Source organism: Vibrio makurazakiensis (assembly GCF_050337375.1).
GTDB classification, from domain to species: Bacteria; Pseudomonadota; Gammaproteobacteria; order Enterobacterales; family Vibrionaceae; genus Vibrio; species Vibrio makurazakiensis.
The window spans coordinates 1-22,690 of record NZ_JAKJSW010000056.1; the positions used below are offsets into that span (position 1 = coordinate 1).

Genomic DNA, 22,690 nt, shown 5'->3' on the forward strand with positions numbered 1-22,690 from the left:
ATCGGGATTTCCATTGCCGGAGCGATTTGACCTAGTTTTAGGCTTCGACCAATCACTTTGAAACCAAACCACGCCACTGTACAGCTGAAAGCTAGGTAAATAAGATCAGAGAGAATCAAAGCGTAGTGGGTTAAGTTGCCAGGTAGTTTGTCGATGAACAGACGGATGCGAATATGTCGATCATCACGAATGCAGTAGCTGATGCTCAAATACATAGCCCAAACGAAAAGGTAGCGAGCGAGTTCTTCTGCCCAAGCGATTGAGGCGTCGAAGAGACGTAATGCTATCTGTAAGCACAACAAAGCGGTCATCAGCGAGATAGAAAGTACGATAAGTGTTGGTTCGAAGTATCGGTCGAACAGGCGAAACCATTTCATACATAACTCCAAAGAGTGTTGAAAAGGGTATTGAATACCAATGAATGAACAGCATCTCAGGCTTTAAGGCTACATATTTATAAAGCTATTTTAAAAGCTTGCTCTTAAAGCCTGAGTCAATAACGGTCATCCCATGAAGGGTTAACAGTCGTGATGGCGAATTAGAGTTGCTCTATTTCTGTGATCACGCTGTCGAAGAGTTCTTCACCTGTTTTGCTACGCAGTTCTTGATAAACCGCAGCGTTCATTTTTTCTTTCATCTGAGCACGAACGTCGGTTGGCACTACATTTACTGTCATACCTTTTGCTTCAAGATCTTTAATGACTTCTTGGTTCTGTTTAGCTGCGAGGTCGCGTTGTACAGCGATGGTTTCTTGGCTTACTTTGTTGATAAGAGCTTGTTGGTCGCTTGGTAGAGAGTCCCAGAACTCCTTATTCATGAACAGTACATAGTTGGTGTAAATATGGTTAGTTAGCGATAGGTACTCTTGTGCTTCGTAAAAACGCTCGGCATAAATGGAGTAAACCGCACTTTCTTGCGAATTGWTTAAGCCTTGTTGTAGTGAAGTGAAGATCTCGCCCCAAGAGAGTGGTGTAGGTGCTGTACCTACCGATTTCCACGCACTGATTTGTGTTGGATTAGACGCTGAACGAATCTTTAAGTTATTCAAGTCTTCAATGCTGTTAATAGGCTGCTTGTTGTTGGTGATGCTACGAAAGCCAACTTCCATGAAACCTAAGCCATGAAAGCCTTTTGACTCCATTGACGTAAGCAGTGGTTTGCCGATCTTGTCGCTATCGAGTGCTTTATGAGCTTGTGCTTCATCTTCAAAAAGATAAAACACATCAAGCACGTTAAACTCAGGTACGTAAGGTGAAAGTAGCACTGAAGCACCGAACGTCATTTGTAAGTTACCTTGTTGAACAAGTTCTGTCGTTTCTCTTACATCGCCCAGTTGACGAGCTGGGTAGATTTCTACTTCAAGTTCGCCGTTAGAGCGAGATTCTAGCTCTTTTTCAAAGTGCAGCATTGCTTTGTGAACGGGTGAAGTTTCTTGGCTATCATGAGCAAGACGAATTACGTTACTTGCAAAAGTATTCATACTTGATAGCGTCAAGCCGAGGGCCGTGATTGTGGTAAAGATTGTGCGTTTCATTGTTCTTCCTTGTTCATCACATGACTTTTATGTGCATTCATTTGAGTCATGTTGCTCAGTGGGTTATTTGTCCGCACTTCATATCCTAATTTTGCATACGAATCCAAAATATAAACACAAGCCTAACAAGTCAATAACAATTGATGCGATTTGATAGCAAAGTTTAAAATCAACAGGTGAATTTTTAGACGAGATCACAGAAAGAAGCCCTAATATCAAATTAGGGCTTTTAGTCTAAATTCACAGAGATTAAAACGGTTGGTTTAGAGCGATGTTGTCTATAGGTAACGAACAGCTTTATGGGTAAATAGCAGTACTTCCGCGCTCTATAATGGTTCCGGGTTCGAGTAGGTATTCGCCTTTAGCGTCAACATTTTCGTTAATCCGTTGCATCAAGTCTTCTACTGCGCTTTGCACTATTTTATCGATAGGCTGGGCTATGGTTGTGAGGTCGTAGCTTGGCCATGATGCCATTGGGATATCATCGACGCCCATGACAGCAAAGTCTTGAGGGATTTTACAACAAAGCTTTCTCAGACCATCCATGACGCCCATTGCAAGGACATCATTGGCACAGAACACGGCGTCAGGTTTTGAGGTGTGCTCCATCAATTCTTTGGCTGCTTCTAATCCCGCTTCAAAATTGTATTTTGCATTAATGTAGATAGGTGAAGCCGCACCACGGGCTTTGGCTGCTTCAGAGAAGCCTAACCAACGCTTATCACTGGTCATTGAACCTGCATCGCCACTCACGTAAGCCAACTGTTTATATCCTTTGTCGAGTAAATAATCAGCAGCTTGCGTGCCAGCTTTTTGGTTATCTAAGCCAGCGCTATTCGCGTTGATACCTTCGGTATAACGGTTAATTAGGCTCAAGTGAACACCAAATTTTTCACACTGTGCAAACGCACGCGAAGTGAGACGGCTGGTGGCGATAATCAAACCATCAACTTGGTATTCAATCGCACGCGAGATGGCAAGATCTAAGTCATCTTTGTCGATAGGGCAAAGTACAACTTGACCGCCACGCTTTTGAATTTCCATCGCGAGCGCGCGCGATTGCAAGTCGTACATTGGGTTTGATTCGCAATCGAGCGCAATAGCCACTAGCCCAGAACGGTTAGAAATAAGACTTCGAGCAATCGCATTTGGCGTGTAGCCAAGCTTGGTTGCGGCATCCATCACCATTTTACGTTTTTTCTCGCTAATACTCGCCGTAGGGCTAAATGCCCTAGAAACGGTAGACTGAGAAACGCCGAGCATTCTGGCAACATCAATAGAGGTAACTTTCGCTTTTATGGTGAATCTCCTTATATCGCGATAAATCCAATCGCAACGCCATACACAATGAGCTGAGTTTAATAATTACAATACGTGTAACATTTGAAATCACAAAGAAAATTTATGAATTCATGACGCTTTGCTCATTTCGAAAGCCATCAATGATCATTTTGTGTTCAGAACCGACACAAAAGAAACTGACACCAAGCTCTTTCCAGTTGCGGGCAGCTTGAGCATTGGCAACAAACATACCTACAGGCTTGTTAACTTGTTGAGCTGCTTTGATTATTTTTATGCTTGCTTCACGCACACATTCGGCATTCACATTTTCTGCACCGTAAGATACCGCTAAGTCTACTTGGCCGATAAACAGCGCATCAATACCTTCAACTTTTGCTATCGATTCAGCATTCACCACACCTTCTGGATCTTCAATTTGCGCAATCACTACCGTAGTGTTTTTACTGTCTTCGAGATGGTTTCCCATTGGTTTTGTTGCGTACTTAGCTGCGCGACTTGAGCCAGCGTATCCTCGGCCGCCTTCGCCGTAATGGGACATCTTCACCAGTTTTTCGGCTTGCTCGGCGCTGCACACGTGTGGGATCTGAATCCCCGTCGCGCCACAATCTAAAGCATTCAATATGGTCGATGGTTGGCTATCTTGAACTCGAACTATGCAAGGAAGCTGATTGGCACGAGCTGCGAGAATACAGCTATCCAACGTCGATCTATCGAAAGGTGCATGTTCTGCATCCAAAACAATGAAAGGAAGCTCTGCTAATGCCAGCACTTCGATGATGTGTGGATGGGGTGTTTTGACAAATGTACCGAGCAGATCTGCGTTGTTAAGTGTGTTCTTAAAGTTATCCATTAATTTTTATTCTCCATTGCAAAGGTATGCAAAACTTAACATGTGTTGATGTAAAAAAAGAGTAAAAACAATGTGATCAATGCAACATTAATTGATTGTTTTTTAAACTCACGGCGCTATTAGATGACTGTTTTATATGTGTAACTCTAATTTAAACAATGACTTGTATGTCTATATTTGAGTTTGGATAGTTATTTGCCAAGTGTTAATAAAATGTTTATGTTTACTTTGCATTCGTATCCAAAACCATACAAACCTAAAAATAAACTCTGTAGAAACTAATAATCAGCAAACACTAGGCATACGCCACAAGGAGAATTACGCATGGCTCGCATTCTAAAACACGGCATCACTGAAGAAGCATCAGCATCTAACAACGCGCAAGTACGTCAAACGGTTGAGAACATTCTTTCTGACATTGAAAAGAAAGGTGACAGCGCGGTACGTGAGCTTTCAGAAAAATTTGATAATTGGTCTCCGGAGCAATTTCGTTTAACAGATGAGCAAATTCAGGCATGTGTGGACGCATTGGACGAATCAACCAAGCACGATATTGAATTTGCACAAACACAAGTTCGCAACTTCGCGCAGATCCAACGTGACTCAATGCACGACGTAGAAGTTGAAACTATGCCAGGTGTGGTACTTGGGCATAAAAACGTGCCAGTCAACAGTGTTGGCTGCTACATCCCAGGTGGTAAATACCCATTGGTAGCTTCGGCGCACATGAGTGTGCTTACTGCAAAAGTTGCCGGCGTAAAACGTGTTATTGCTTGTGCTCCTCCTTTTAATGGTCAGCCAAACGTCGCGATTGTTGCGGCAATGGCGATGGCTGGCGCTGATGAAATTTACTGTTTTGGTGGTGTTCAAGCGGTTGGCGCGATGGCGCTTGGTACCGAAACGATTGCTCCGGTAGATATGATCGTTGGCCCTGGTAATGCTTTTGTAGCAGAAGCTAAACGCCAACTGTTCGGTCGTGTTGGCATTGACTTGTTTGCTGGTCCAACAGAAACATTGGTCATTGCTGATGAAGAGGGTTGTGACCCTGAATTGGCTGCCGCAGATCTACTTGGTCAGGCTGAACACGGTTATAACTCCCCAGCGATTCTACTAACCAATAGTGAAACTTTTGCTAAAGAGACGGTAAAAGAAATTGAGCGTCAGTTGACTATTCTTCCTACCGCAGAAATCGCTGGTAAAGCTTGGGAAAATTATGGACAAGTTATCGTGTGTGACAGCTACGAAGAGATGGTTGAAGTTGCTGACGACATCGCTTCTGAGCACGTGCAAGTGATGACAAAAGATCCGAAGTACTTCCTAGATAACATGACGAACTACGGTGCACTGTTCTTAGGCCGTGAGACAAACGTGTCTTACGGTGACAAATGTATCGGTACTAACCATACACTTCCGACAAACAAAGCGGCGCGTTACACCGGTGGCCTATGGGTCGGTAAATTCATTAAAACATGTACTTACCAGCGAGTGACTGAATCAGCATCGCTGAAAGTCGGGGAGTATTGTTCTCGATTATGTGCACTAGAAGGTTTCGCTGGCCATAAAGAGCAAGCTGACATTCGTGTTCGTCGTTACAAAGAAAAATTGGTAGAGGCATAACATGACAAAACTCGCCTTAGTTACAGGCGGCAGTGGCGGTATTGGTGCCGCCATATGTCACAAACTTGCGCAGTCTGGATACCGCGTTGTGTTCACCTACAACAGCAACGGAACTGCTGCTCAACAGATCTTAGATAGCATGGAAGGGTCTGGTCACGCTATGTATCAACTGAATGTTGAAGATAGCTCTGCGATTAGCGCGTTAGCGGAACAAGTTAAAGAGTCTTCAGCTTCATTAGACTTATTGGTGAACTGCGCTGGTATGACAAAGTTTGTCGCACACAGCGATTTAGAGTCTCTCAATGATGAATTGATAGACAAGATCTTCCGTGTAAACGTTCGTGCTCCATTTGCAATGGTTCGTGCGTTTGAACCTTCACTTCGTAGTGCTAAAGGCTGCGTGGTGAACATTACTTCGATTGCTGCACAAACGGCAATGGGCAGTAACGTGGCTTATTGCGCGAGCAAGTCTGCTGTCGAGAATATGACTCGATCTCTAGGCCGAGCTTTGTCTCCAGATATCCGAGTGCTCGCTGTCGCTCCAGGCCTTGTGGATACCGAGTTTGTCAAAGGGCTAGATGATGAATGGCGTAACGCGCAAGAGCAGTCAACACCGCTAAAACGTTTGGCGAGTGACCAAGAGGTTGCCAATGCCGTTTATGCCGCTGCGGAACTACTGACATTTTCAACCGGTAATACAATCGCAGTCGATGGTGGAAGACCATTAGGTAATTAATGTAACGCTGCGGCTAGTGGCTTACGCACTTAACATCGCGCTTTGGGGTATTTAACTAAAGCGTTAGGTTAAGTAAGAAGGAATTTAGAATGACCCTACAAAATCAAATTAATAATAATCTCGTGCGCTACATGGAGTTGATTCCCGGTACCAGTGCGTTCATCGATGCGCGTACTCCGGGAAGCGATCTAAAAGACAACTTCTGTATCATTGGGGCTGGTGTTGCGGAAAGCAGCCGTCAACATGTCCATATTCGTGAAACTGCAGGCTTTAATATTGGTGCTGCCGGTCAGCCACCGGGAATCAAGAACTCGCTGCATTCACATCATACCGCCGAACTGTTCGTGGTCTTCAAAGGTCAATTTAGATTCTATTGGGGTAACGAAGGTGAGCACGAAGCCGTGTTGTCGCATGGTGATGTAATTTCTATTCCTACCAACCTTTTCAGAGGCTTTGAAGTGGTAGGGCGCGATTACGGCTTTATGTATTCAGTGTTGGGTGGCGATAACTCTGGTGGTGGCGTAGTTTGGCACCCAAGCGTGATTACAGATAGTCAGGGCTACGGCTTATACCTAAAAGCAGACGGCACACTGGTTGATACCATTGATGGTGATGCGGTGCCAAATGAATCAGAGTTGATGCCACTGCTAACGGAAGAAGAGTTGAGTAAATTTGATACTTACACTGCTGAACAGATGATGCCTTTTGTTGCTTTGAAAAAGGATTACCGAGAAATTACAGGTGACTTTGACAAGCCTGGCGTTAAGCAGTTTGCATTAACAGGGCACCCATCTGCGAGCTACGATTTCCAAGTTAAAAGCGTTGATGACGTGAGTATCATGGCGTATGAATTGACTGAAGGCGCGAGTATCCCAGTACATCAGCGAAGTGAAAAGCAGGTGTTGATTAACTTTGAAGGCGATACCTTGCTTAACTTAGTTCAGGATGGTGAGCAAGCGCAGTTGGTATTAACTACAGGGGATGTATTCAGCGTGCCAGATGGTGCGTCGTATAGCCTACAAAACCTGCGAGGCACTAGCTTTACTTACGTCGTTCTTGGTTCTGATCAACCACAAAATTTGCAGGATAATTAATCATGAAACCAGAAATACCACTGTTATGGTTACCTGGTTTGCTGTGTGATGAAACATTGTTCCAAGACGTTAATAAAGAGCTGCCCAATTGGGTGGCTCCTTTTACTTGTGAATTAGGAACAGAAACATCTATGCAAGCCTTGGCGAGTAAAGTCCTAGATAGTGCCCCTGAAAGTTTCGTTCTCGGTGGCTTGTCTATGGGGGGAATCCTCGCGTTTGAAGTCTTTAGGCAAGCTCCTGAGCGAGTGAAAGGCTTAATATTAATGGATACCAATGCTGCTGATGAAAAGCCTGAGGTTTCTGAAAAACGAAACGCGTTGGTCGATAAGGCAAAAGCAGGGAAGTTTGAGTCGATAACTCCTGATATCTTGATGCCACTTCTTATTCACCCTAACCAGTTAGAGAACCTAGAGCTGACTCAAAAAATTACGCAAATGGCGAACAATATTGGTGTGGAAAGGTTTGAGGCTCACGCTCAAGCATTAGCGACTCGCCCTGATGCTAGGCCGTTGCTTGCCGATATTCAGGTTCCTACGTTGATCATCACAGGTAAAGATGATCTGTTGTGTCCAATTGACAACCACCTCTTAATGGCAAAGCACATCAAACAGGTTTCACTTCATGTCATTCCTGACTGTGGGCATTTGTCGACAATGGAGCAGCCTAAAATCGTATCTAAACATATACATAACTGGTTAGGAGTAGGCATAACTGAAGACTGATGGATTATGCTATACCTGTGCTGGTTTAGAATGAAATGTTGGCTGGTTATGGATTAATTAAGGCAAGGCGAGGTAGCCTTGCCTTTTATGTGTTACTCACCTAATGTCGCCACATTTAATACATATCCACGATTTGACCTGCAATGTTATGCGAACTTATGGTTAGCTTGAGCTCCCCCTCCTTTAATTCTTTTTTACTGGTCGCATATACATAACTTCAAATTTTTCTCTTAGTTCATGTTAAATAGGAAAATTCTATATTTTGTCGGTTAGTCATCTAATTAACCGATAACTTATTGTTATTAAAGGGTAGAATAGGAGTCATTAAATGCAGCGAGATACTAGATAGAAAACGTCTAGATTTAAATGCAGAATTTTTCTGTCTAATAGCTGTTAGCCATCGGAAGGAAGAATATGCATCAAAGAGTGCTAGTCAAGAAAGCATCAAAATTCAAAGTGATCTTAAATAATGGATTCTTCCTGTCACTCTATGCAGTGTGCGTTACTTGGGCGGCAAACTTACTCGTAGATGGAAAGTTCGCTTATGGTTATGTGGTTCTTTCATTGCTTTGTTTAGCTGTCGCGTCTTTTCTGTGTTACGAGAATGTCCGTCGAGTTACATGTTCAGACTACGAACTAAACGATCTAGGAATTAAATCTGGTCAAGTTAAAAACAAAGAATATGGTGACATCGTTCCTTGGAGTTATATTAAGACGATCGAAATAAAAAAATACAATCGCTCAAATAGGTACTACATAGAAATCACGCTTAATAAACCATTAAAAATGAGGTTCATGTTCGGTTTTGCATATGAATCAGATTTTATTTTCAGTACAGTAGCACAGCAACAATCGACACATTATTTATATGAAGAGCTTTTATTCTTCAAACAGCAAGTTGAGACATCAAATGGCTAACAAATTGTTCAACTGGATTCCAAAACGCTCGCATTTTCGTAATGGCTAGTTGTTGTGATTAAGGTGGTCAAACAGGGTTTAGGGGCAACGTTTTGTCACTAGTTAACAAGGCGTTAGCTTAATAGTAGGAAAATTATGACAAACAGTAATAACGATATAATTAGAGAAAGTTTTATATCGGCAATGGATAATGATGTATATCTCAAAATGCCTCCAAAAAGTTTAGCTAAATTGAAAGCTGCTGTTGTACAAGACTTAGTCGATTTATCACCTAAAGTAAAAAATAATCCTGCAAAGGTAGGTGATGCTACAGAAAAAACATGGGTAGAAATCATAAGGTATCTAGTACCCAATGGAACGTTTGAAGTTTTAAATAAGGTAGTAATAGAGTTCTACGATGGAAGCTATTCTCCAGAAATAGATATTGTTGTCGTGAAAAATCTTCCTAAAGCCGCAGACCGTGACTACGTGAAATACGAATTTGTTGTCGCTGCATTTGAAGTTAAATTTAATTTGAAAAAGTCTCACTTAGAGAAGATATTTAAAACTAGTGAAATATTAAATAGATACAGGAAGTCAGGAAGCGCAAAAAATGAGTTAAGGCGTGATGTTATTTATGGGGTTCTAGCCCATCAAAGTTCATTAGGTACCGCGCGCGTTGATGATCCAAGTTATCACATTGATTTTTCGCGCCGAGAAATTAAGATCATGTTAGAAAGTTTAGGTCAATATGATTGGGAACATCCAACAGATATGCCGGACCTAATTATTGCTGAAAAGTTTTTTTCACTTGCCTGCCAGAGAACGGTTCACTATTGTGAAACTTATCCATGTGACTTTTTAGCGGATATTGCTTGTTACTATGGCAATTATCTTTCATCCGGAAATCTAGAATTGGAGCAAGTTAAAACAGGAGATCTGGTCTACATAGGGTTGTATAACTCACCACTAGCTAATTTTGCGTACTATTTTTCTAAGCAGTTAATGTACAATTTACATTGTGAGTACAATCAAGTGTCTTTATTTGAAAGTTATTCTAGTCCAATTTTTTCTAATGTCGCAGGATTTGATATCTCAGTTCTTACACAAGCTGCAAAAGAGGATTTGAACAATTATGAAAGAGTCGTTGAGTATTAAGCTAACAAAGCATTTAAGAGTGATTCTCAACGCTTGGCATTTTTCATTCTATCGTTGGGTTTTGTGTTTACGGTGGTATGGTTAGGTTTCGTGGTGGCGTTGTTCACACCTTAACGCGGCGTTAGTGCGCATGAACTTCACGCTAAATAAGGTTGTAATATGAAAGTAGTTAGGTGGTTTTTCCTTTCGTTTTTGTTTATACCGATGGTCTCATTTTCTTCAAGCCAAACTGAACAGGAACAAATGGCTGCCTTAAATAAGCTCTTCGAAGGTTTAGAAACTTACACTGATACTGAATATTCTGTCACATCTAGATATGCGTCAATGTACCAATATTTAATCAAAGAAAAACTTGGTGAGTTTAATTTAAACAAAGGCTTAGATTGTCGCGCTGAAATATCGTTATCATCGCTTGGTGTTATTGAGCATGTGGAATTAAGTAATAAAAATATGCTTTGTCAGACAGTCTTCAATGCCGTATGGGAAATTGATTCATTTCCGTTGCCAGTTGATGTTAAAGAGGCAGACAAGCTAAGAAAGTTTAGTATTGTCATTCAACCGTGAGGAGCGCACTAACAAAGCGTTTAAGACAGATTCGCAACGCTCGGCGGCTTTGGGTTCAGTTGAGTTTTGTGTTTACGGCACAATGGGTTAGGTAAGGTGGTAGCGTTGCTCACTACTTAACGCGGCGTTATACGAACAAGGAGGTCAATTGAAAGATTTACAACAACAAATATCGTCAATGGAATATTTCAAACGAGTAGAACAAGATTCCGAGTTAGTTTCCCGATATCAATCTGATGAATATTTTGTTATCCGAATGGACGGTATTGGCTTGAGTAAAAAGTATCTGAGTAACGTTACTCGTGACAAAAAATTTGAGGGACTCATGTGGGAATCGTTAGAAGAAACATTTAAGGTCCTTCATCGAAAATGTCCGCATGACTCACAAAACTTCATTTTAGCTGCAAGTATTTGTTCAGACGAAGTTTCGATAGTACTAAGTAAGGTTCCAACATATTACGATAATAGAGTTATAAAGTTATTAACAACGTTTTCGTCAACATTTACTTCTTTTTTCACAGGTAAAGGTATAACAAGAGCTAAGAAAAAGTCACAGCCGATCTGTGGTGCATTTGATGGCAGAGCTCTCATATTGAAGAACCAAAGTGAGGTTGTTGAATACTTAGCAACAAGATACGCTGTAAATGTCAGGAACTCGTATACTAAGTTATTACGATTAGATGGAGTAAGCTCTGAAGAGATATATAGTGAAGAAAACTACAACAACATTAAATATATCCAAGCAAAAATTGATGAACGCGGATTAACTGACAAAGCTAGTGGTATGTATTTAATTCCAAAATTTTTTGTATCTAACAGACGAGCATTGCAAAACTATAGTTTTAGTTCAGTGGATGAGATGAAGAGTTCGATTACTACAAGCATAGTAGAGCATGAGTCTTGGTTGGAGCGGTTCGTATAACAATCTGTTTAAGAGTGATTCGCAACGCTTGGCGGTTTCGCTTCGCTCAAGTATAGCCAAGCGTCGCTCACACATTAATGCGGCGCTAACTGCTTTGAGGTCTATCATTAGTAAGGTGTCGTAATGAAAATTTTGGTAACAGGTTCTGCGGGTAGGGTTGGGCGTGCAATCTATATTAAATTAATGCGAACACATGATGTAGTCGGCATTGATAACACACCTTGCTCAACAGCCGATTACATTGGTGATATTCGCGATACTGCTCTGATGGATGAGGTACTGGAAAATATTGATGTCATCGTCCATACGGCGGCTCTTCATGCACCTCATGTTGGGGTGTTACCCGATTCAGAGTTTCAATCTATCAACGTGGATGCGACTGAGAAATTAGCTTTGTCCGGCGTTAAAGCGGGTGTTAAACACTTTATCTTCACCAGCACAACTGCGTTGTACGGTTATGCTTCGACACCTAAAAATATTACAGGTTGGATTGATGAGGAAGTAATCCCACAACCCAAGTCGATTTATCATAAAAGTAAAATTGCTGCTGAAACTAAGCTAAAAGAAATTTCAAATCTGTTTCAGCTTCCCGTGACTGTGCTACAAATGTCGAGATGTTTTCCTGAGCCTGCGGATTTAATGGCAGTATTTCGCCTGACTCGTGGTATTGATGCTCGCGATGTAGCAAATGCTCATTTATGTGCTGTGGAAAAACGTCTAAGCGGTTTTAATCGTTTTATCATCTCTGGTGCAACACCTTTCCATCCTTCTGATTGCGAAGCTCTATACACTGAAGCTGGCTCTGTTATCAAACGTAAGTGTCCTGGAATCGCGCTAGCATTTGAACAAAGAGGCTGGCAATTACCACAAAGCTTAGATCGCGTATATGATTCATCTTCCGCACAAGAGAAATTAGGTTGGTCGCCTATACATGGTTTTGAAAGTGTTTTAGAAATGCTAGATACTGAAACGGCAGAAGTATTACCAATTTTGAAACGCAGCTAACAAAACGTTTAAGAGTGACTCCAAATGCGTGCCGGTTTCGCTTCGATCAAGTATGGCACGCTATATTTGTCGCACCTTAATGTGGCGTTATAACTCATGAACTCGCTCGAAAGTCTAGCCAGAAGATTTGATGTTTCTTTAGTCCGATAGTTTCATATCAGCTTGGTTTGATTTTGCGAGGCTATTATGAAATCTAGACAATGTCCCTATTGTCAGAAAAATGTTGCTTGTAGCTGGTTTTTCTTTAGTGCTCATTGGACGAAGTATCGCTGTGTTGAATGTGGTTCGCTAATGAAATGGAGTGGGAGGCGAACTTATATAGGAGCAATATCCGGTGGTTTCGCTGGTCCATTTGTCATTTCTACACAATCTATCATTCCATCTACGTTTATTCGAATCTTAATTGCCATTGTTTTTGCAATGGTTTTAGCCGTTTCTGTGAATAAGCAGATTGAGTACATCGACGAAACTGAGTTATAACAATCTGCTTAAGGCGGACTATCAACGCTCGGCGATTTTAGTTCTAGTCTGTTACAGTTTTTATGGTGGCTAGGTTTAGTATAGTGGTATGCGTTGCTCACCACTTAACGCGGCGTTAGCTGTCAGAAGTAATAAGGAGCTATAGATGGAATTAAAGTATCGTTCAGCTGATTTTGAAGATTTGGAAAGTCTTGTTGCTTTGCTTTCAAATGACCCACTTGGTAGCAAAAGAGAAGATGTGTCTATTCCGTTGAATAGTGCGTATGTTGAAGCGTTCGAAGCGATAGCACGAGACTCAAACAACGAATTACTTGTTGTTGAACTGGAAAACTCTCTAGTCGGGATGCTTCAAATCACCTTTATTCCTTACCTGACGCATATTGGTAGTTGGCGTTGCCTTATCGAAGGTGTTCGAATCCATAGTGACTATCGGGGACAAGGTTTCGGTGAGAAAATGTTCGAATATGCTATTGAACGGGCAAAAAACAAAGGCTGTACAATTGTTCAGTTAACAAGTGATAAGCAGCGTCCTGATGCAATCAGGTTCTATGAAAAACTTGGATTCAAAGCAACACATGAAGGGTTCAAACTCGCGTTGTAGGCTGTCTACTAACAATAAATCTAAGAGTGATTCACAATGCGTGGCATTTTTACTGTGCGTTAGGTTTAGTGTTTAAGGTGGTATGCGGAGGCTTCGGAATTGCGTGCCTCACACCTTAACCAGGCGTTATGTGATAAGGAGGTCACATTGAATATTGAGTACAAAGTTAATCAGCAGATTTCGGCTGACGAGTTTATTGATTTGCTGAAGCGCTCTACGCTGGGAGGGCGTAGACCTATTGAAAATATTGCATGTATCAATGGCATGTTGAAGAACAGTAATCTTATTATCACTGCTTGGGACGGTATTAAGCTTGTGGGCATTTCTCGTTCAGTTACAGATTTCCACTACTGCTGTTATCTGTCAGATCTTGCTGTTGATGAAGAATACCAAAGGTTAGGTATAGGTAAGCAGTTACAGGTTCAGACTCAAGCTCAAATAGAGCCTACTTGTAAACTCTTTCTAATCGCAGCACCGTCTGCTAATGAGTATTATGGCCAAATTGGCTACACCAAAAATGAGCGTTGTTGGGTATTGGAACGAGGCCGCGAGATTATCACATAACAATAAATTTAATCAGATTCGCAACGTTCGGCATTTTTACTTTGAATCGGCTTTTGTGTTTACGGCACAATGGTTTAGGAAGACTGGTCTGCGTTGCTCACTACTTAACGCAGCGTTATAAATATAGTCAAAATCATCGCTAAGGAGCAGCAATGATAATTAGCAATACATTGGAACCTGGAGATTTAGGTCACATCGTTAAGCAGCATGGTTTACTTTACTCGAAAGAGTATGGCTATGACTTTACCTTTGAAGCGTATGTTGCAGAACCCTTAGCACAGTTTGCAAAACGTAATAATGAACGAGAAAGAATTTGGTTAGCCCGACTTAATGGTGAATTGGTAGGAACCATTTGTATTTGTGAAAACTCGAATACTGAAGCTCAACTTCGCTGGTTTTCAGTAGACCCAAAGGTTCGTGGCAACGGTCTAGGAAAAACTCTAATTGAGCAAGCAATTAACTTTTGTGTTGTGGAAAATTATTCCAAATTAATTCTTTGGACAGTTGCAGGCTTGGCTGCTTCAAAGTCTCTTTATATCAAAAATGGATTTCAGCTAATTCATGAGAAAGAGTGTGAACTTTGGGGACAAGCTCAGCTTGAACAGTGTTACGAAAAATATTTATAGCAAGCAATTCAGGATGCCAACGCATGGCATTTTTAGTTCCAACTGGGACTGGTGTACTCGGCGTGTTGCTTTAGGTTAGATTGGGTGCTGAATTGGTCAGTAGATTAATTTGGCGTTATGCCTTTTTCTCAAAATCGCAAGTATTGGTAATTTATAAATTCTACCAATAGTTTGGTAGACTCATGATTTGATGCGCAAGGAGGGTTTTAGATGGGAACTATAATAGGCTTGGTCGTTTTAGCAGCGATAGATTGGTATCTTGTTCGTAAAACAGGTTTTCATATACATCAACAAATTTCTAAAAAGTATGCAGAGTATTTAGACGGCAAAGAAAACCGCAAATAGAGTTTTTTGGGCAAGAGTCTAACTCTATGTAGCGTGTAATTATTACTATGTAGATATCATAAATTAATATCTACATAGTGGAGCAATGTGAGGCTTGAAAGTGTGCCTACTGACCGCACAAGCATATACAATTTATCCAAGAAGAGTCGCAATGCGTGGCATTTTTGTATTTACGGTGGTTTGGTTAAGGTTAGAAAGGTAGCTTTGCTCTCCATCTTACGCGGCGTTAGGCTTCAAGGAGGAAGCTTCCGATGAAACAACAGATAGCTTGGGCACTTCTTCGCTTTGGATTAGTTTGTCTTCTTTATATTCCGGTAGCGTATACGTTTCTGATACTTATCGAGACCTCGCGTCCTCGATTCTTAGAAATGAATTGGGGTGCTTATATTTGGTTGAGTGTGTTGTTATCGGTCATAGGCTACTGCTTGCTGCGCTTTTCGCGTTTTAAAGAGTTTGGGAAACTATTCCTAATTAGTATTCTTGGTGTTTCTGTATTAATGATGTATGAGGGGCAATCATATACATTTGATACTCGCAATATTTCGGCAAATACTCTTTACGTTGCTTTTCTATTCTTGGTTTCAGCTATTTACTTTATAGTACCTTCTGTGTGGACCAAGCCGTTGCTGTTTTTGATACCTGTTAGTGCGCTGAGCTGGTTCCTTAGAATGTCTATATACCAACCTATTTGCTTTTCTTATGAGGTATACATAAGTAAATCAACACTGAGTCCAGAGCAGTACGATAAGGTTTTTGAATTGGTGCTACAAAGTGTTCCAACCACGTTTATAGGCGGGTCAATGGCATTTGGGTTACTAATTCCATATTGGTTCGCTTTGTATGGTCCTCATCCAACCTCAACGTATAGAAGTTTAACAAAGCGTTTCAGACAGTTTCGCGAGACTCGGCATTTATAATTTGAGTTAGCTTTAGTATTTACGGCATTATGTTTTAGGTCGGGTGGGTAGCTCAACTCACTCCTTAATTTGGCGTTATATGCTTTAAGCGTTCTTCAACAATTTAGGTGCATAAATGAAAGCATTGAGTAACAGAGAGAAGAGTCATATTAGTGGTGAGTTGTATAACCCTGACTCAGAGGGTTTGCCTGAAGATAGGCTTAAAGCCGCTAAATTGTGCCATCAAATTAGTACATGCTTTGAAGCTGCTGAAAAGAACGCTTTGATTCAAAATCTCTTTGGTTGCTCTGATGATACTACTCAATTAAACGGTAACTTTTTCTGTGATTACGGCTACAACATAGAAGTTGGGAAAAACTTCTATATGAATACCAATGGTGTGATTTTGGATTGTGGCAAGGTCACTATCGGTGATTACGTGATGATAGGCCCCAATGTCACTTTATGCACTGCAGGGCACCCACTTGATACTGCAACTCGCTATACCTATGAAGAGTTTGCTAAACCCATTTCAATCGCAGATAAAGTTTGGATTGGAGCCAATGTGGTTGTGCTACCAGGTGTTAGCATTGGCTTTGGTGCCGTTGTAGGTGCAGGAAGTGTCGTGACTAAAGATGTATCTGAAAACACGGTTGTAGTTGGGAACCCGGCTAGAGTGGTTAAAAAAGACATCAATACACCTCAGATGGAAACACACACCTAACGCCGCGTTTAAGAGTGACGCCATACGCGTGCTTATTCGCTAATGTACAAACACAGCACACGTATGCTACTGATTATTAGGCATTATTTTCTAGGAGGGAATTTGAATAAAATCGTTATTTCACAATTAGTCGATAGTGATCGAAGTGCAGTATTTGATTTGCTTCAAGACGAGCAAACCATGAGATTTCTAGGTCCTAGAAGGCCTTTAACTGACGAAGAAGCAGATGCTTGGTTTGCTAACGAGATACAGGCAGAAAGTAGGTTTGCTTTTAGGTCTATTGAAACGAACGAAATTGTTGGCTTTTGCGGCATTACGCTACTTGATGGTGAACTAGATTTTGACTATTTCATTCGTCAGAAGTTTTGGGGCAAGGGCTAGCAGTTCTTATGTGTGAGTCTACGATATCTAAGCTGGCTCAAACCATCGATTTAACCCAAGTTAAAGTATTTATCGCTTCTGATAATGTAGGTAGCCAAAAAGTGGTGCAGAAACTTGGTTGGCAAAGAAAATGTGCAGCCGAGAATGAGTTTGAATCTGGGCACCTATATCAAATCCACCCATAACAAAAAATAAAGAGAACCTTTCAATGCTTGGCGTTAGCGTTGCTCACACCTAATAGGGTGTTAGATGTATTAGCAGGTGCTTTTGACATAAGGCTATAAAGAATGGATGTTAACGACTATAKAGAAAATACGGAGTTTACAGAACTCAACAATAAGCTATTGGATATCAATGATGTACCTGATGATATTGCGGGTATCTGTAAATTTGTTCAAGGGAACCTTATTCATTCGTATTGGCTTGAACAATATGACGTCGAGGTTGAGTCCACGATCAAACTTACAGAAATGCAGACTCGCTATGCTAAAGATTTAGTCTCGTTAGCAATGTTAAAATCAGGCGAACCTGCTCACGTATTTAAGAAACCTAAACATAGAGTTGTAAGTATCTGTAGGGACTTCTCTCTATTAGTTTGTTCTATTTTGAGGTCAAAAGGAGTGCCGGCTCGACTAAGGAGTGGGTTTGCTACTTATTTGACTCAAAATCATTTTGAAGACCACTGGGTTTGTGAGTATTGGGATTATGGGAAGGGATGGGTAGCAGTTGATGCTCAACTTGACCAAATTCATCATCAAATCTTGAAGTTTGATTTTGACCCGTGTGATGTACCATCTTCAAACTTTATAGTTGCAGGGCAGGCTTGGAAGTTATGCCGTGAAAATTTGGAATCTGCTGATAGCTTTGGCTTTCTGGATTTTAAAGGATTACCGTTTATAAAAGGTAGCCTTATTCGAGACCTGTTTGCATTATCCAAGTTTGAAATGCACACGTGGGACACTGGGTGGGGTATATTGCCTAAATTCATAAGCCCTATTTCGGGGGAGCATGAGTTAACTCTGTTAGATGAGCTTGCAGATGTTAGCTGTTCTTCAGATAGCTCAAAGGCGCTTAAGTTGATTGAATCGTGTAAGGAAATAAAGCTTCCAAGTGATTGGGGTTGCTCTCGGTTTCCGACCTTAAGAGAGCTATATGCTTCATTGTAGGCGCAAAATTTATATAACAAGAAATTTAGAATGATTCCCAACGTTTGGCATTTTAGTTCAAGGTTGGGTTTCGTGTTTACGGCGTAGTGGTTTAGGTAAAGTACTCGCGTTGTTCACACATTAGTTAGACGTTATGATTTTTATCGAAATAGGTAGGCTGTATGGCATTATCGTTTGAAACTCTGAGACTGACAGTAGCTGAAATTGCTGATGGTCTTGCTTTGTCAAAACAGTCAGAACTGCTTGAGCGAATACCTCACATTCTCACGCCAGCTGTTGTGGAAAACCTTCCTCCGTATTTTCACAACATTGCTTCTAATGGACAGGCAAAAGTCTGGCTGGAACGAATGTTATTAGAGAGTCGCTTACTTCAAGTAGAAACCAATAATCATGAGTTAATTGGTTTTTTGTTTGCCTATGTAGAAAGTGACAACTACGCACATATCGGCTATTTACTCGCAGAAGAATACTGGGGGCAGGGGTTGGCTAGCGAATTACTAGAAGGTTTCATTGGAAAAGTTGTGGAATCTGAATCATGGTCAAAGCTCATTGGTGGTGTTGACCAATCTAATATTTCCTCAGCTAAGTTACTTAAAAAGTTAGGTTTTACAGAGCAACCTATTAACGGCAGTAGTGTCGTTTTCTATGAATATACGATTCCTCGGCCACAACCAATTTAATCAGGTTCTCAACGCTTGGTATTTGGGGGTTTGAATCGACTTAAGCTGTTAACGGCATAATGCTTTAGCTTAGTGGTAGTGTTGTTCACTACTTAATGGAGCGTTATACATAAGAAGGGAGTTGTATGAAAATAGTTGAATCAAAACGGGCAGATCTAGAACCTTTCTTCGAGTATATAGGGGCGCAGCTTCTTGAAAATGCGGATGATGACTCTCCACTGTTTCAACCTATTTCTAAAGAAAACTGCCTAGTTTCAGAACAACTAAAGGCTAAGTTTCGAAATGGTTTTGAGTACAGCCTTGGTGAACATGGCTGGAGAAAACTCTGGATAATCAAAGATTCTAATGAACGAGTCGTTGGCCATATTGACCTACGCCATTACAGTGAAGAGTATAAATCTCATCGTGTGCTTTTGGGCATGGGTGTCGATTCCCGTTTAAGAAAACAGGGTTTCGGTGTAAAACTGATTGAATGCGTAGTCCAGTTTTGTAATCAAAGTTCAAGTATTGATTGGTTAGACCTCAATGTGCTTTCTAACAATCTTCCAGCGAAAAGTCTGTATTTGAAATGTGGTTTCGAAGCCGTTGGAGAAATATTAGATTGCTACCGCATAGAAGGGAATGCTGTGTCAGAAACTACCATGACATTATGTACTAAAAGTCATGAGTAACAATCGTTTAAGGTGGTTTCTGTAACGTTTAGCACCTTCGTTTTGAATTAGTTTATGTGCTCTCGTAGCTATTGTGTCAGTAAGAGGGTCGTGCTGCTCACTATTTCATTGGGCGCTAGATGCTAAAGTCATACGGTTCAAAAATTAGAAGGGTTTAACGTGAAAGTTCATTATCTAGAAATTGTTTCTCCAGACGCCGATTCTGTTTGTAAGGCGTACGAGCTAGCTCAAAGTATCAGTTTTAGCGAGCCAGATGAAATGCTTGGTGGCGCAAGAACAAGTGTCCTGTCTGATGGCTGTATCGTTGGTGTTCGATTTCCTTTACGTGATACGGAAACTCCGGTTGTACGACCTTATTGGCTAGTGGATGATATTGAAGATGCGGTTTTAAAAGTTAAAGCTCAAGGAGCTGAAATCGCTGTTCCTCCTATGGAAATACCAGGAAAGGGGAAGTTCTCAATTTATATTCTAGGGTCGATTGAGCACGGTTTTTGGGAGCTTTAGGCTAACAGTAGTCTGAAATACTAAGCACCCACAATTGCACATTATTTAGCAACGTTTGTGGATAGGGATATTATGACATTACGTGTAGTGCCAGAGCTTTATTGTTTCGATATAAACATTAGTAAGTCTTTCTTTATCAATGTGCTGGGGTTCTCTGTGAAGTATGAGCGTCCAGAAGAAGATTTTGTCTATCTAACACTGGATGGCGTTGACCTCATGATTGAGGGTATTACCGGTAATAGCCGTAAATGGGTTTCTGGTGATTTGGATGCACCATTAGGGCGGGGGATAAACCTCCAATGGGATGTGACAGATATAGAGTCGTTATATCGCAATATTAGTTCAAAGGCGCCAGATTCAATCTACTTGGTGATGGAGTCTAAGTCTTATCAATGTGGTAGCTCGGTAGCAACTCAAAAGCAGTTCATTGTTCAAACTCCTGATGGCTATTTGTTTAGGTTTTGTCAGGACATACGCTGAAAAGACCTACACCTCAAAATGTATAAGAGTTATGCCAAATGCGTCCCGCTTTCCCATCACACCATTTTGGCACACGCTTGTTACACCTTATCGTGGCGTTAGACTTACAGGAGTTTTCTAATGAGGATGCCAATTTTACAACCCCTACCGATCCCTACGAAGAAAGTACCGAGCTTGATTTGTAGGATCTATATATGGATATTTTCAATTCGAGAGTGGGARGTCAAAGAAGAGTGGAGCTACAAGCTTCCAAACGGGGTAATCATCGTTATCCCTAAAGGGTTTGTTTTCGACGGAGCTTCTATTCCTAGGCCTCTATGGATGTTGTTATCGCCGACTGGCCTGTTACTCATTCCAGGGCTAATTCATGACTACGCCTATCGCTACGATAAGTTGGTATGTAGGGATGAGCAGGGCAACTTGATTGACTATCAAAAAGGAGCTGGTAAAGCTCATTGGGACAAGCTTTTCCGTGATGTCGGCATTGAAGTCAACGGCATTGCTTTTATTGATGTTTTAGCTTGGCTCGCCTTGTTTATCGGTGGTTGGTTTACGTGGCGAAAGCACCGTAAAAACGATAAGAAAGAAGCTTAACAAGCGTTCAAATAAGATGCTCAACGCACGGCACTGTTCGTTCAAAGTTGGGTTCCTATTTAAGGCATAAGTTCTTAGCYCATTACCAGAAGCTTTAGAGATGAATTAATGCTAATTGGCGACATAAACGGCTTTACCAAAGTAGTTATCCTCTTTCACTTGTTCCACTAAAAATGTCGCTAAACTATGAATTGATACGTTTCCGCCTTGGAACGTGGAATGACTCGTTTTTAGTGGTTTCTTTGAATGTTCATCATTTAATTTTGCTGCACGGGCAATAGTAAAATTCACATGACTATTGGTTAGCAATTTAAGTTCTTGCTCTCGGTCTAGCCAAACATCCCCAAGGATCTTTGGCGCGAGTTTTTTTAGAAGTAGGCGTACGAATAGACTGTTGTTGTCATCAGGGTGTTGCAAGCTCGCACCGGTACATAAAACGAAGCGACTAATGCCATGTTTTTTCATAAGAGGTAAAATCGAGCGGGTACTATTGGTCGAAACAAAATCTTTGGCTGTAGACTTAGCCAGTTTGAAACTGGTATTCATGCCTGCAGGGCCTAAGGTTGATATCACGGCATCGGCACCATTTAGTAACTCATCCAATGCCTGGGGATCCTTCGCATCTCCTTTTACTACGTTAACATGTGTATGCTCTGGAACTTTGCTCGGGTTTCTTGCCAATACGTTTAACTGATAACCAAGTGCCAAAGCTTGCTTTATCACTTGCTGACCCACTCGCCCTGTACCGCCGATAATCGCTAATGTTTTCATAATTTACTTCCCACTGTTTGATGTTGAAATCATTATGGCAACTTTTATTAGGTTTAATTAGTGGGCTAACTTCCACATTACTGATACCATTTTAGTATCAATGGTGATGTCGTTATTGGAGTGATAAAGGAGAATACTCAGTGTTAATAAACTACTTAAAGGCTATCGCTATTTTTAGCACTGTGGTTGAAACGGGAAGTTTTACTGCAGCTGGGGATAAACTTCAGATGCCGCGAGGAAAAGTCAGTGAACAGGTCGCCAAATTAGAAGCTTATCTAGGCGTAAAGCTATTACAGCGTAGTACTAGAAAAGTGAGCATTACACCTGAAGGTTTGGCTCTTTATCAACAGGTGCAAGATATACTCCCTTGTGCCATTCGTGGTGTGGATGAAGTCAAAAGCTATAACTCAGAAATTAAAGGGGTTATTCGCCTAACGACGACACAGGATCATTACGAAACCCTACTTATACCTTTGCTAAAGGAATTTAGTGCCCAATACCCCAAAGTCCAATTTGATTTACTGATCAGTGAAGAACCATTATCAATTATTGATGAGTCTATCGATTTGGCGATTCGCTCAGGTGACTTACCTGACTCGAACTTAGTGTCATTGCCTTTAACCTCTACGCAGCTCAAATTGTATGCAAGCCCTTTGTTAAACGAGATTCCAGAGCGACCCGAGCAGTTACCACTTTTTCCCTGGGTAACCATTTCTAACACACAGGTCGCCAGTGATTTTACTTTGCAAAACTCAGATGGCGAAGTGGTTCAAGTGATATCAAAGCACCAACATAAAGCCAATAAT

The 22,690-nt window shown here is 41.2% G+C and carries 30 protein-coding genes; 25 read left to right on the forward strand and 5 right to left on the reverse strand.

Annotated elements, in window-relative coordinates; all coding sequences use genetic code 11:
• The 4 genes from L4C33_RS08570 to L4C33_RS08585 form a co-directional block, all read right to left on the reverse strand.
• A partial coding sequence (locus tag L4C33_RS08570) for a TRAP transporter small permease (protein ID WP_428812019.1) occupies positions 1-377 on the reverse strand: 377 nt, incomplete at its 3' end.
• A 161-nt stretch (positions 378-538) separates the two neighbouring features.
• Positions 539-1,534 carry a TRAP transporter substrate-binding protein gene (locus L4C33_RS08575; protein WP_428812020.1) on the reverse strand — a complete coding sequence of 332 codons (996 nt, stop codon included), beginning with the start codon at positions 1,532-1,534 and terminating at the stop codon, positions 539-541.
• A gap of 297 nt (positions 1,535-1,831) precedes the next feature.
• A complete protein-coding gene (locus tag L4C33_RS08580; RefSeq protein WP_428812021.1) occupies positions 1,832-2,797 on the reverse strand; it encodes a LacI family DNA-binding transcriptional regulator in 966 nt (321 codons plus the stop codon).
• Between the two features lie 139 nt (positions 2,798-2,936).
• Positions 2,937-3,686, reverse strand: coding sequence for an HpcH/HpaI aldolase family protein (locus L4C33_RS08585; RefSeq protein ID WP_428812022.1), 750 nt, complete (start codon positions 3,684-3,686; stop codon positions 2,937-2,939).
• 324 nt (positions 3,687-4,010) lie between these two features.
• On the opposite strand from L4C33_RS08585, the gene hisD reads away from it, so the two are divergent.
• The 24 genes from hisD (at position 4,011) to L4C33_RS08705 (ending at position 21,113) form a co-directional block, all read left to right on the forward strand.
• Positions 4,011-5,303 (forward strand): histidinol dehydrogenase, encoded by a 1,293-nt coding sequence (gene hisD, locus L4C33_RS08590; RefSeq protein ID WP_428812023.1) that lies wholly within the window; start codon positions 4,011-4,013, stop codon positions 5,301-5,303.
• Position 5,304: 1 nt separating this feature from the next.
• Positions 5,305-6,039, forward strand: a complete 735-nt coding sequence (locus L4C33_RS08595) for an SDR family NAD(P)-dependent oxidoreductase (protein ID WP_428812024.1) — start codon at positions 5,305-5,307, stop codon at positions 6,037-6,039.
• 89 nt (positions 6,040-6,128) lie between these two features.
• Positions 6,129-7,133 (forward strand): cupin domain-containing protein, encoded by a 1,005-nt coding sequence (locus L4C33_RS08600; protein WP_428812025.1) that lies wholly within the window; start codon positions 6,129-6,131, stop codon positions 7,131-7,133.
• Positions 7,134-7,135: 2 nt separating this feature from the next.
• Entirely contained in the window at positions 7,136-7,855 is a 720-nt protein-coding gene (locus L4C33_RS08605; RefSeq protein ID WP_428812026.1) for an alpha/beta fold hydrolase, read from the forward strand.
• A gap of 414 nt (positions 7,856-8,269) precedes the next feature.
• A complete protein-coding gene (locus L4C33_RS08610) occupies positions 8,270-8,773 on the forward strand; it encodes a hypothetical protein (protein WP_428812027.1) in 504 nt (167 codons plus the stop codon).
• 135 nt (positions 8,774-8,908) lie between these two features.
• A complete protein-coding gene (locus L4C33_RS08615) occupies positions 8,909-9,910 on the forward strand; it encodes a DUF6602 domain-containing protein (RefSeq protein ID WP_428812028.1) in 1,002 nt (333 codons plus the stop codon).
• 159 nt (positions 9,911-10,069) lie between these two features.
• Complete coding sequence (locus tag L4C33_RS08620; protein WP_428812029.1) at positions 10,070-10,474, forward strand: cell envelope integrity TolA family protein; 405 nt, start codon at positions 10,070-10,072, stop codon at positions 10,472-10,474.
• A gap of 148 nt (positions 10,475-10,622) precedes the next feature.
• Positions 10,623-11,396 (forward strand): tRNA(His) guanylyltransferase Thg1 family protein, encoded by a 774-nt coding sequence (locus L4C33_RS08625; protein WP_428812030.1) that lies wholly within the window; start codon positions 10,623-10,625, stop codon positions 11,394-11,396.
• Positions 11,397-11,519: 123 nt separating this feature from the next.
• Positions 11,520-12,401 carry an NAD-dependent epimerase/dehydratase family protein gene (locus L4C33_RS08630; RefSeq protein ID WP_428812031.1) on the forward strand — a complete coding sequence of 294 codons (882 nt, stop codon included), beginning with the start codon at positions 11,520-11,522 and terminating at the stop codon, positions 12,399-12,401.
• A gap of 291 nt (positions 12,402-12,692) precedes the next feature.
• Positions 12,693-12,881, forward strand: a complete 189-nt coding sequence (locus L4C33_RS08635; protein WP_428812032.1) for a hypothetical protein — start codon at positions 12,693-12,695, stop codon at positions 12,879-12,881.
• 145 nt (positions 12,882-13,026) lie between these two features.
• Positions 13,027-13,482 carry a GNAT family N-acetyltransferase gene (locus tag L4C33_RS08640; protein ID WP_428812033.1) on the forward strand — a complete coding sequence of 152 codons (456 nt, stop codon included), beginning with the start codon at positions 13,027-13,029 and terminating at the stop codon, positions 13,480-13,482.
• Positions 13,483-13,629: 147 nt separating this feature from the next.
• Entirely contained in the window at positions 13,630-14,046 is a 417-nt protein-coding gene (locus L4C33_RS08645) for a GNAT family N-acetyltransferase (protein WP_428812034.1), read from the forward strand.
• Positions 14,047-14,198: 152 nt separating this feature from the next.
• A complete protein-coding gene (locus L4C33_RS08650) occupies positions 14,199-14,672 on the forward strand; it encodes a GNAT family N-acetyltransferase (protein WP_428812035.1) in 474 nt (157 codons plus the stop codon).
• A gap of 210 nt (positions 14,673-14,882) precedes the next feature.
• Positions 14,883-15,017, forward strand: a complete 135-nt coding sequence (locus L4C33_RS08655; protein WP_428812036.1) for a hypothetical protein — start codon at positions 14,883-14,885, stop codon at positions 15,015-15,017.
• 251 nt (positions 15,018-15,268) lie between these two features.
• Positions 15,269-15,934, forward strand: a complete 666-nt coding sequence (locus L4C33_RS08660) for a hypothetical protein (RefSeq protein WP_428812037.1) — start codon at positions 15,269-15,271, stop codon at positions 15,932-15,934.
• Between the two features lie 115 nt (positions 15,935-16,049).
• On the forward strand, positions 16,050-16,637 hold the full coding sequence (locus L4C33_RS08665) for a sugar O-acetyltransferase (protein WP_428812038.1): 588 nt from the start codon (positions 16,050-16,052) through the stop codon (positions 16,635-16,637).
• Positions 16,638-16,739: 102 nt separating this feature from the next.
• Positions 16,740-17,018 (forward strand): GNAT family N-acetyltransferase, encoded by a 279-nt coding sequence (locus tag L4C33_RS08670; protein ID WP_428812039.1) that lies wholly within the window; start codon positions 16,740-16,742, stop codon positions 17,016-17,018.
• 8 nt (positions 17,019-17,026) lie between these two features.
• The gene (locus tag L4C33_RS08675) at positions 17,027-17,203 is read left to right on the forward strand and encodes a hypothetical protein (protein ID WP_428812040.1); all 177 of its coding nucleotides are present in this window, start codon (positions 17,027-17,029) and stop codon (positions 17,201-17,203) included.
• Positions 17,204-17,305: 102 nt separating this feature from the next.
• A complete protein-coding gene (locus L4C33_RS08680; RefSeq protein WP_428812041.1) occupies positions 17,306-18,184 on the forward strand; it encodes a transglutaminase-like domain-containing protein in 879 nt (292 codons plus the stop codon).
• A gap of 161 nt (positions 18,185-18,345) precedes the next feature.
• Complete coding sequence (locus L4C33_RS08685) at positions 18,346-18,864, forward strand: GNAT family N-acetyltransferase (RefSeq protein WP_428812042.1); 519 nt, start codon at positions 18,346-18,348, stop codon at positions 18,862-18,864.
• A 125-nt stretch (positions 18,865-18,989) separates the two neighbouring features.
• Positions 18,990-19,535: a GNAT family N-acetyltransferase gene (locus tag L4C33_RS08690; RefSeq protein WP_428812043.1), complete on the forward strand. Its 546-nt coding sequence runs from the start codon at positions 18,990-18,992 to the stop codon at positions 19,533-19,535.
• Between the two features lie 159 nt (positions 19,536-19,694).
• Positions 19,695-20,039 carry a VOC family protein gene (locus tag L4C33_RS08695; protein ID WP_428812044.1) on the forward strand — a complete coding sequence of 115 codons (345 nt, stop codon included), beginning with the start codon at positions 19,695-19,697 and terminating at the stop codon, positions 20,037-20,039.
• Positions 20,040-20,111: 72 nt separating this feature from the next.
• Positions 20,112-20,519, forward strand: a complete 408-nt coding sequence (locus tag L4C33_RS08700) for a bleomycin resistance protein (protein ID WP_428812045.1) — start codon at positions 20,112-20,114, stop codon at positions 20,517-20,519.
• A gap of 120 nt (positions 20,520-20,639) precedes the next feature.
• Positions 20,640-21,113, forward strand: a complete 474-nt coding sequence (locus L4C33_RS08705; RefSeq protein ID WP_428812046.1) for a DUF1353 domain-containing protein — start codon at positions 20,640-20,642, stop codon at positions 21,111-21,113.
• Between the two features lie 111 nt (positions 21,114-21,224).
• Here the strand turns inward: L4C33_RS08705 and L4C33_RS08710 are convergent, their stop codons facing one another.
• Positions 21,225-21,884 (reverse strand): NAD(P)-dependent oxidoreductase, encoded by a 660-nt coding sequence (locus tag L4C33_RS08710; RefSeq protein WP_428812047.1) that lies wholly within the window; start codon positions 21,882-21,884, stop codon positions 21,225-21,227.
• Positions 21,885-22,024: 140 nt separating this feature from the next.
• On the opposite strand from L4C33_RS08710, the gene L4C33_RS08715 reads away from it, so the two are divergent.
• On the forward strand, positions 22,025-22,690 hold a 666-nt coding region (locus L4C33_RS08715; protein ID WP_428812048.1), incomplete at its 3' end, for a LysR family transcriptional regulator.

Coding starts and splice junctions, on each gene's coding strand:
- L4C33_RS08595 (WP_428812024.1), top strand. CDS start 5,305: ATGACAAAACTCGCCTTAGTTACAGGCGGCAGTGGCGGTATTGGTGCC.
- L4C33_RS08675 (WP_428812040.1), top strand. CDS start 17,027: ATGTGTGAGTCTACGATATCTAAGCTGGCTCAAACCATCGATTTAACC.
- L4C33_RS08660 (WP_428812037.1), top strand. CDS start 15,269: ATGAAACAACAGATAGCTTGGGCACTTCTTCGCTTTGGATTAGTTTGT.
- L4C33_RS08630 (WP_428812031.1), top strand. CDS start 11,520: ATGAAAATTTTGGTAACAGGTTCTGCGGGTAGGGTTGGGCGTGCAATC.
- L4C33_RS08605 (WP_428812026.1), top strand. CDS start 7,136: ATGAAACCAGAAATACCACTGTTATGGTTACCTGGTTTGCTGTGTGAT.
- L4C33_RS08635 (WP_428812032.1), top strand. CDS start 12,693: ATGAAATGGAGTGGGAGGCGAACTTATATAGGAGCAATATCCGGTGGT.
- L4C33_RS08620 (WP_428812029.1), top strand. CDS start 10,070: ATGAAAGTAGTTAGGTGGTTTTTCCTTTCGTTTTTGTTTATACCGATG.
- L4C33_RS08610 (WP_428812027.1), top strand. CDS start 8,270: ATGCATCAAAGAGTGCTAGTCAAGAAAGCATCAAAATTCAAAGTGATC.
- L4C33_RS08685 (WP_428812042.1), top strand. CDS start 18,346: ATGGCATTATCGTTTGAAACTCTGAGACTGACAGTAGCTGAAATTGCT.
- L4C33_RS08650 (WP_428812035.1), top strand. CDS start 14,199: ATGATAATTAGCAATACATTGGAACCTGGAGATTTAGGTCACATCGTT.
- L4C33_RS08690 (WP_428812043.1), top strand. CDS start 18,990: ATGAAAATAGTTGAATCAAAACGGGCAGATCTAGAACCTTTCTTCGAG.
- L4C33_RS08700 (WP_428812045.1), top strand. CDS start 20,112: ATGACATTACGTGTAGTGCCAGAGCTTTATTGTTTCGATATAAACATT.
- L4C33_RS08710 (WP_428812047.1), bottom strand. CDS start 21,884: ATGAAAACATTAGCGATTATCGGCGGTACAGGGCGAGTGGGTCAGCAA.
- L4C33_RS08665 (WP_428812038.1), top strand. CDS start 16,050: ATGAAAGCATTGAGTAACAGAGAGAAGAGTCATATTAGTGGTGAGTTG.
- L4C33_RS08615 (WP_428812028.1), top strand. CDS start 8,909: ATGACAAACAGTAATAACGATATAATTAGAGAAAGTTTTATATCGGCA.
- L4C33_RS08640 (WP_428812033.1), top strand. CDS start 13,027: ATGGAATTAAAGTATCGTTCAGCTGATTTTGAAGATTTGGAAAGTCTT.
- L4C33_RS08585 (WP_428812022.1), bottom strand. CDS start 3,686: ATGGATAACTTTAAGAACACACTTAACAACGCAGATCTGCTCGGTACA.
- L4C33_RS08600 (WP_428812025.1), top strand. CDS start 6,129: ATGACCCTACAAAATCAAATTAATAATAATCTCGTGCGCTACATGGAG.
- L4C33_RS08580 (WP_428812021.1), bottom strand. CDS start 2,797: ATGCTCGGCGTTTCTCAGTCTACCGTTTCTAGGGCATTTAGCCCTACG.
- hisD (WP_428812023.1), top strand. CDS start 4,011: ATGGCTCGCATTCTAAAACACGGCATCACTGAAGAAGCATCAGCATCT.
- L4C33_RS08655 (WP_428812036.1), top strand. CDS start 14,883: ATGGGAACTATAATAGGCTTGGTCGTTTTAGCAGCGATAGATTGGTAT.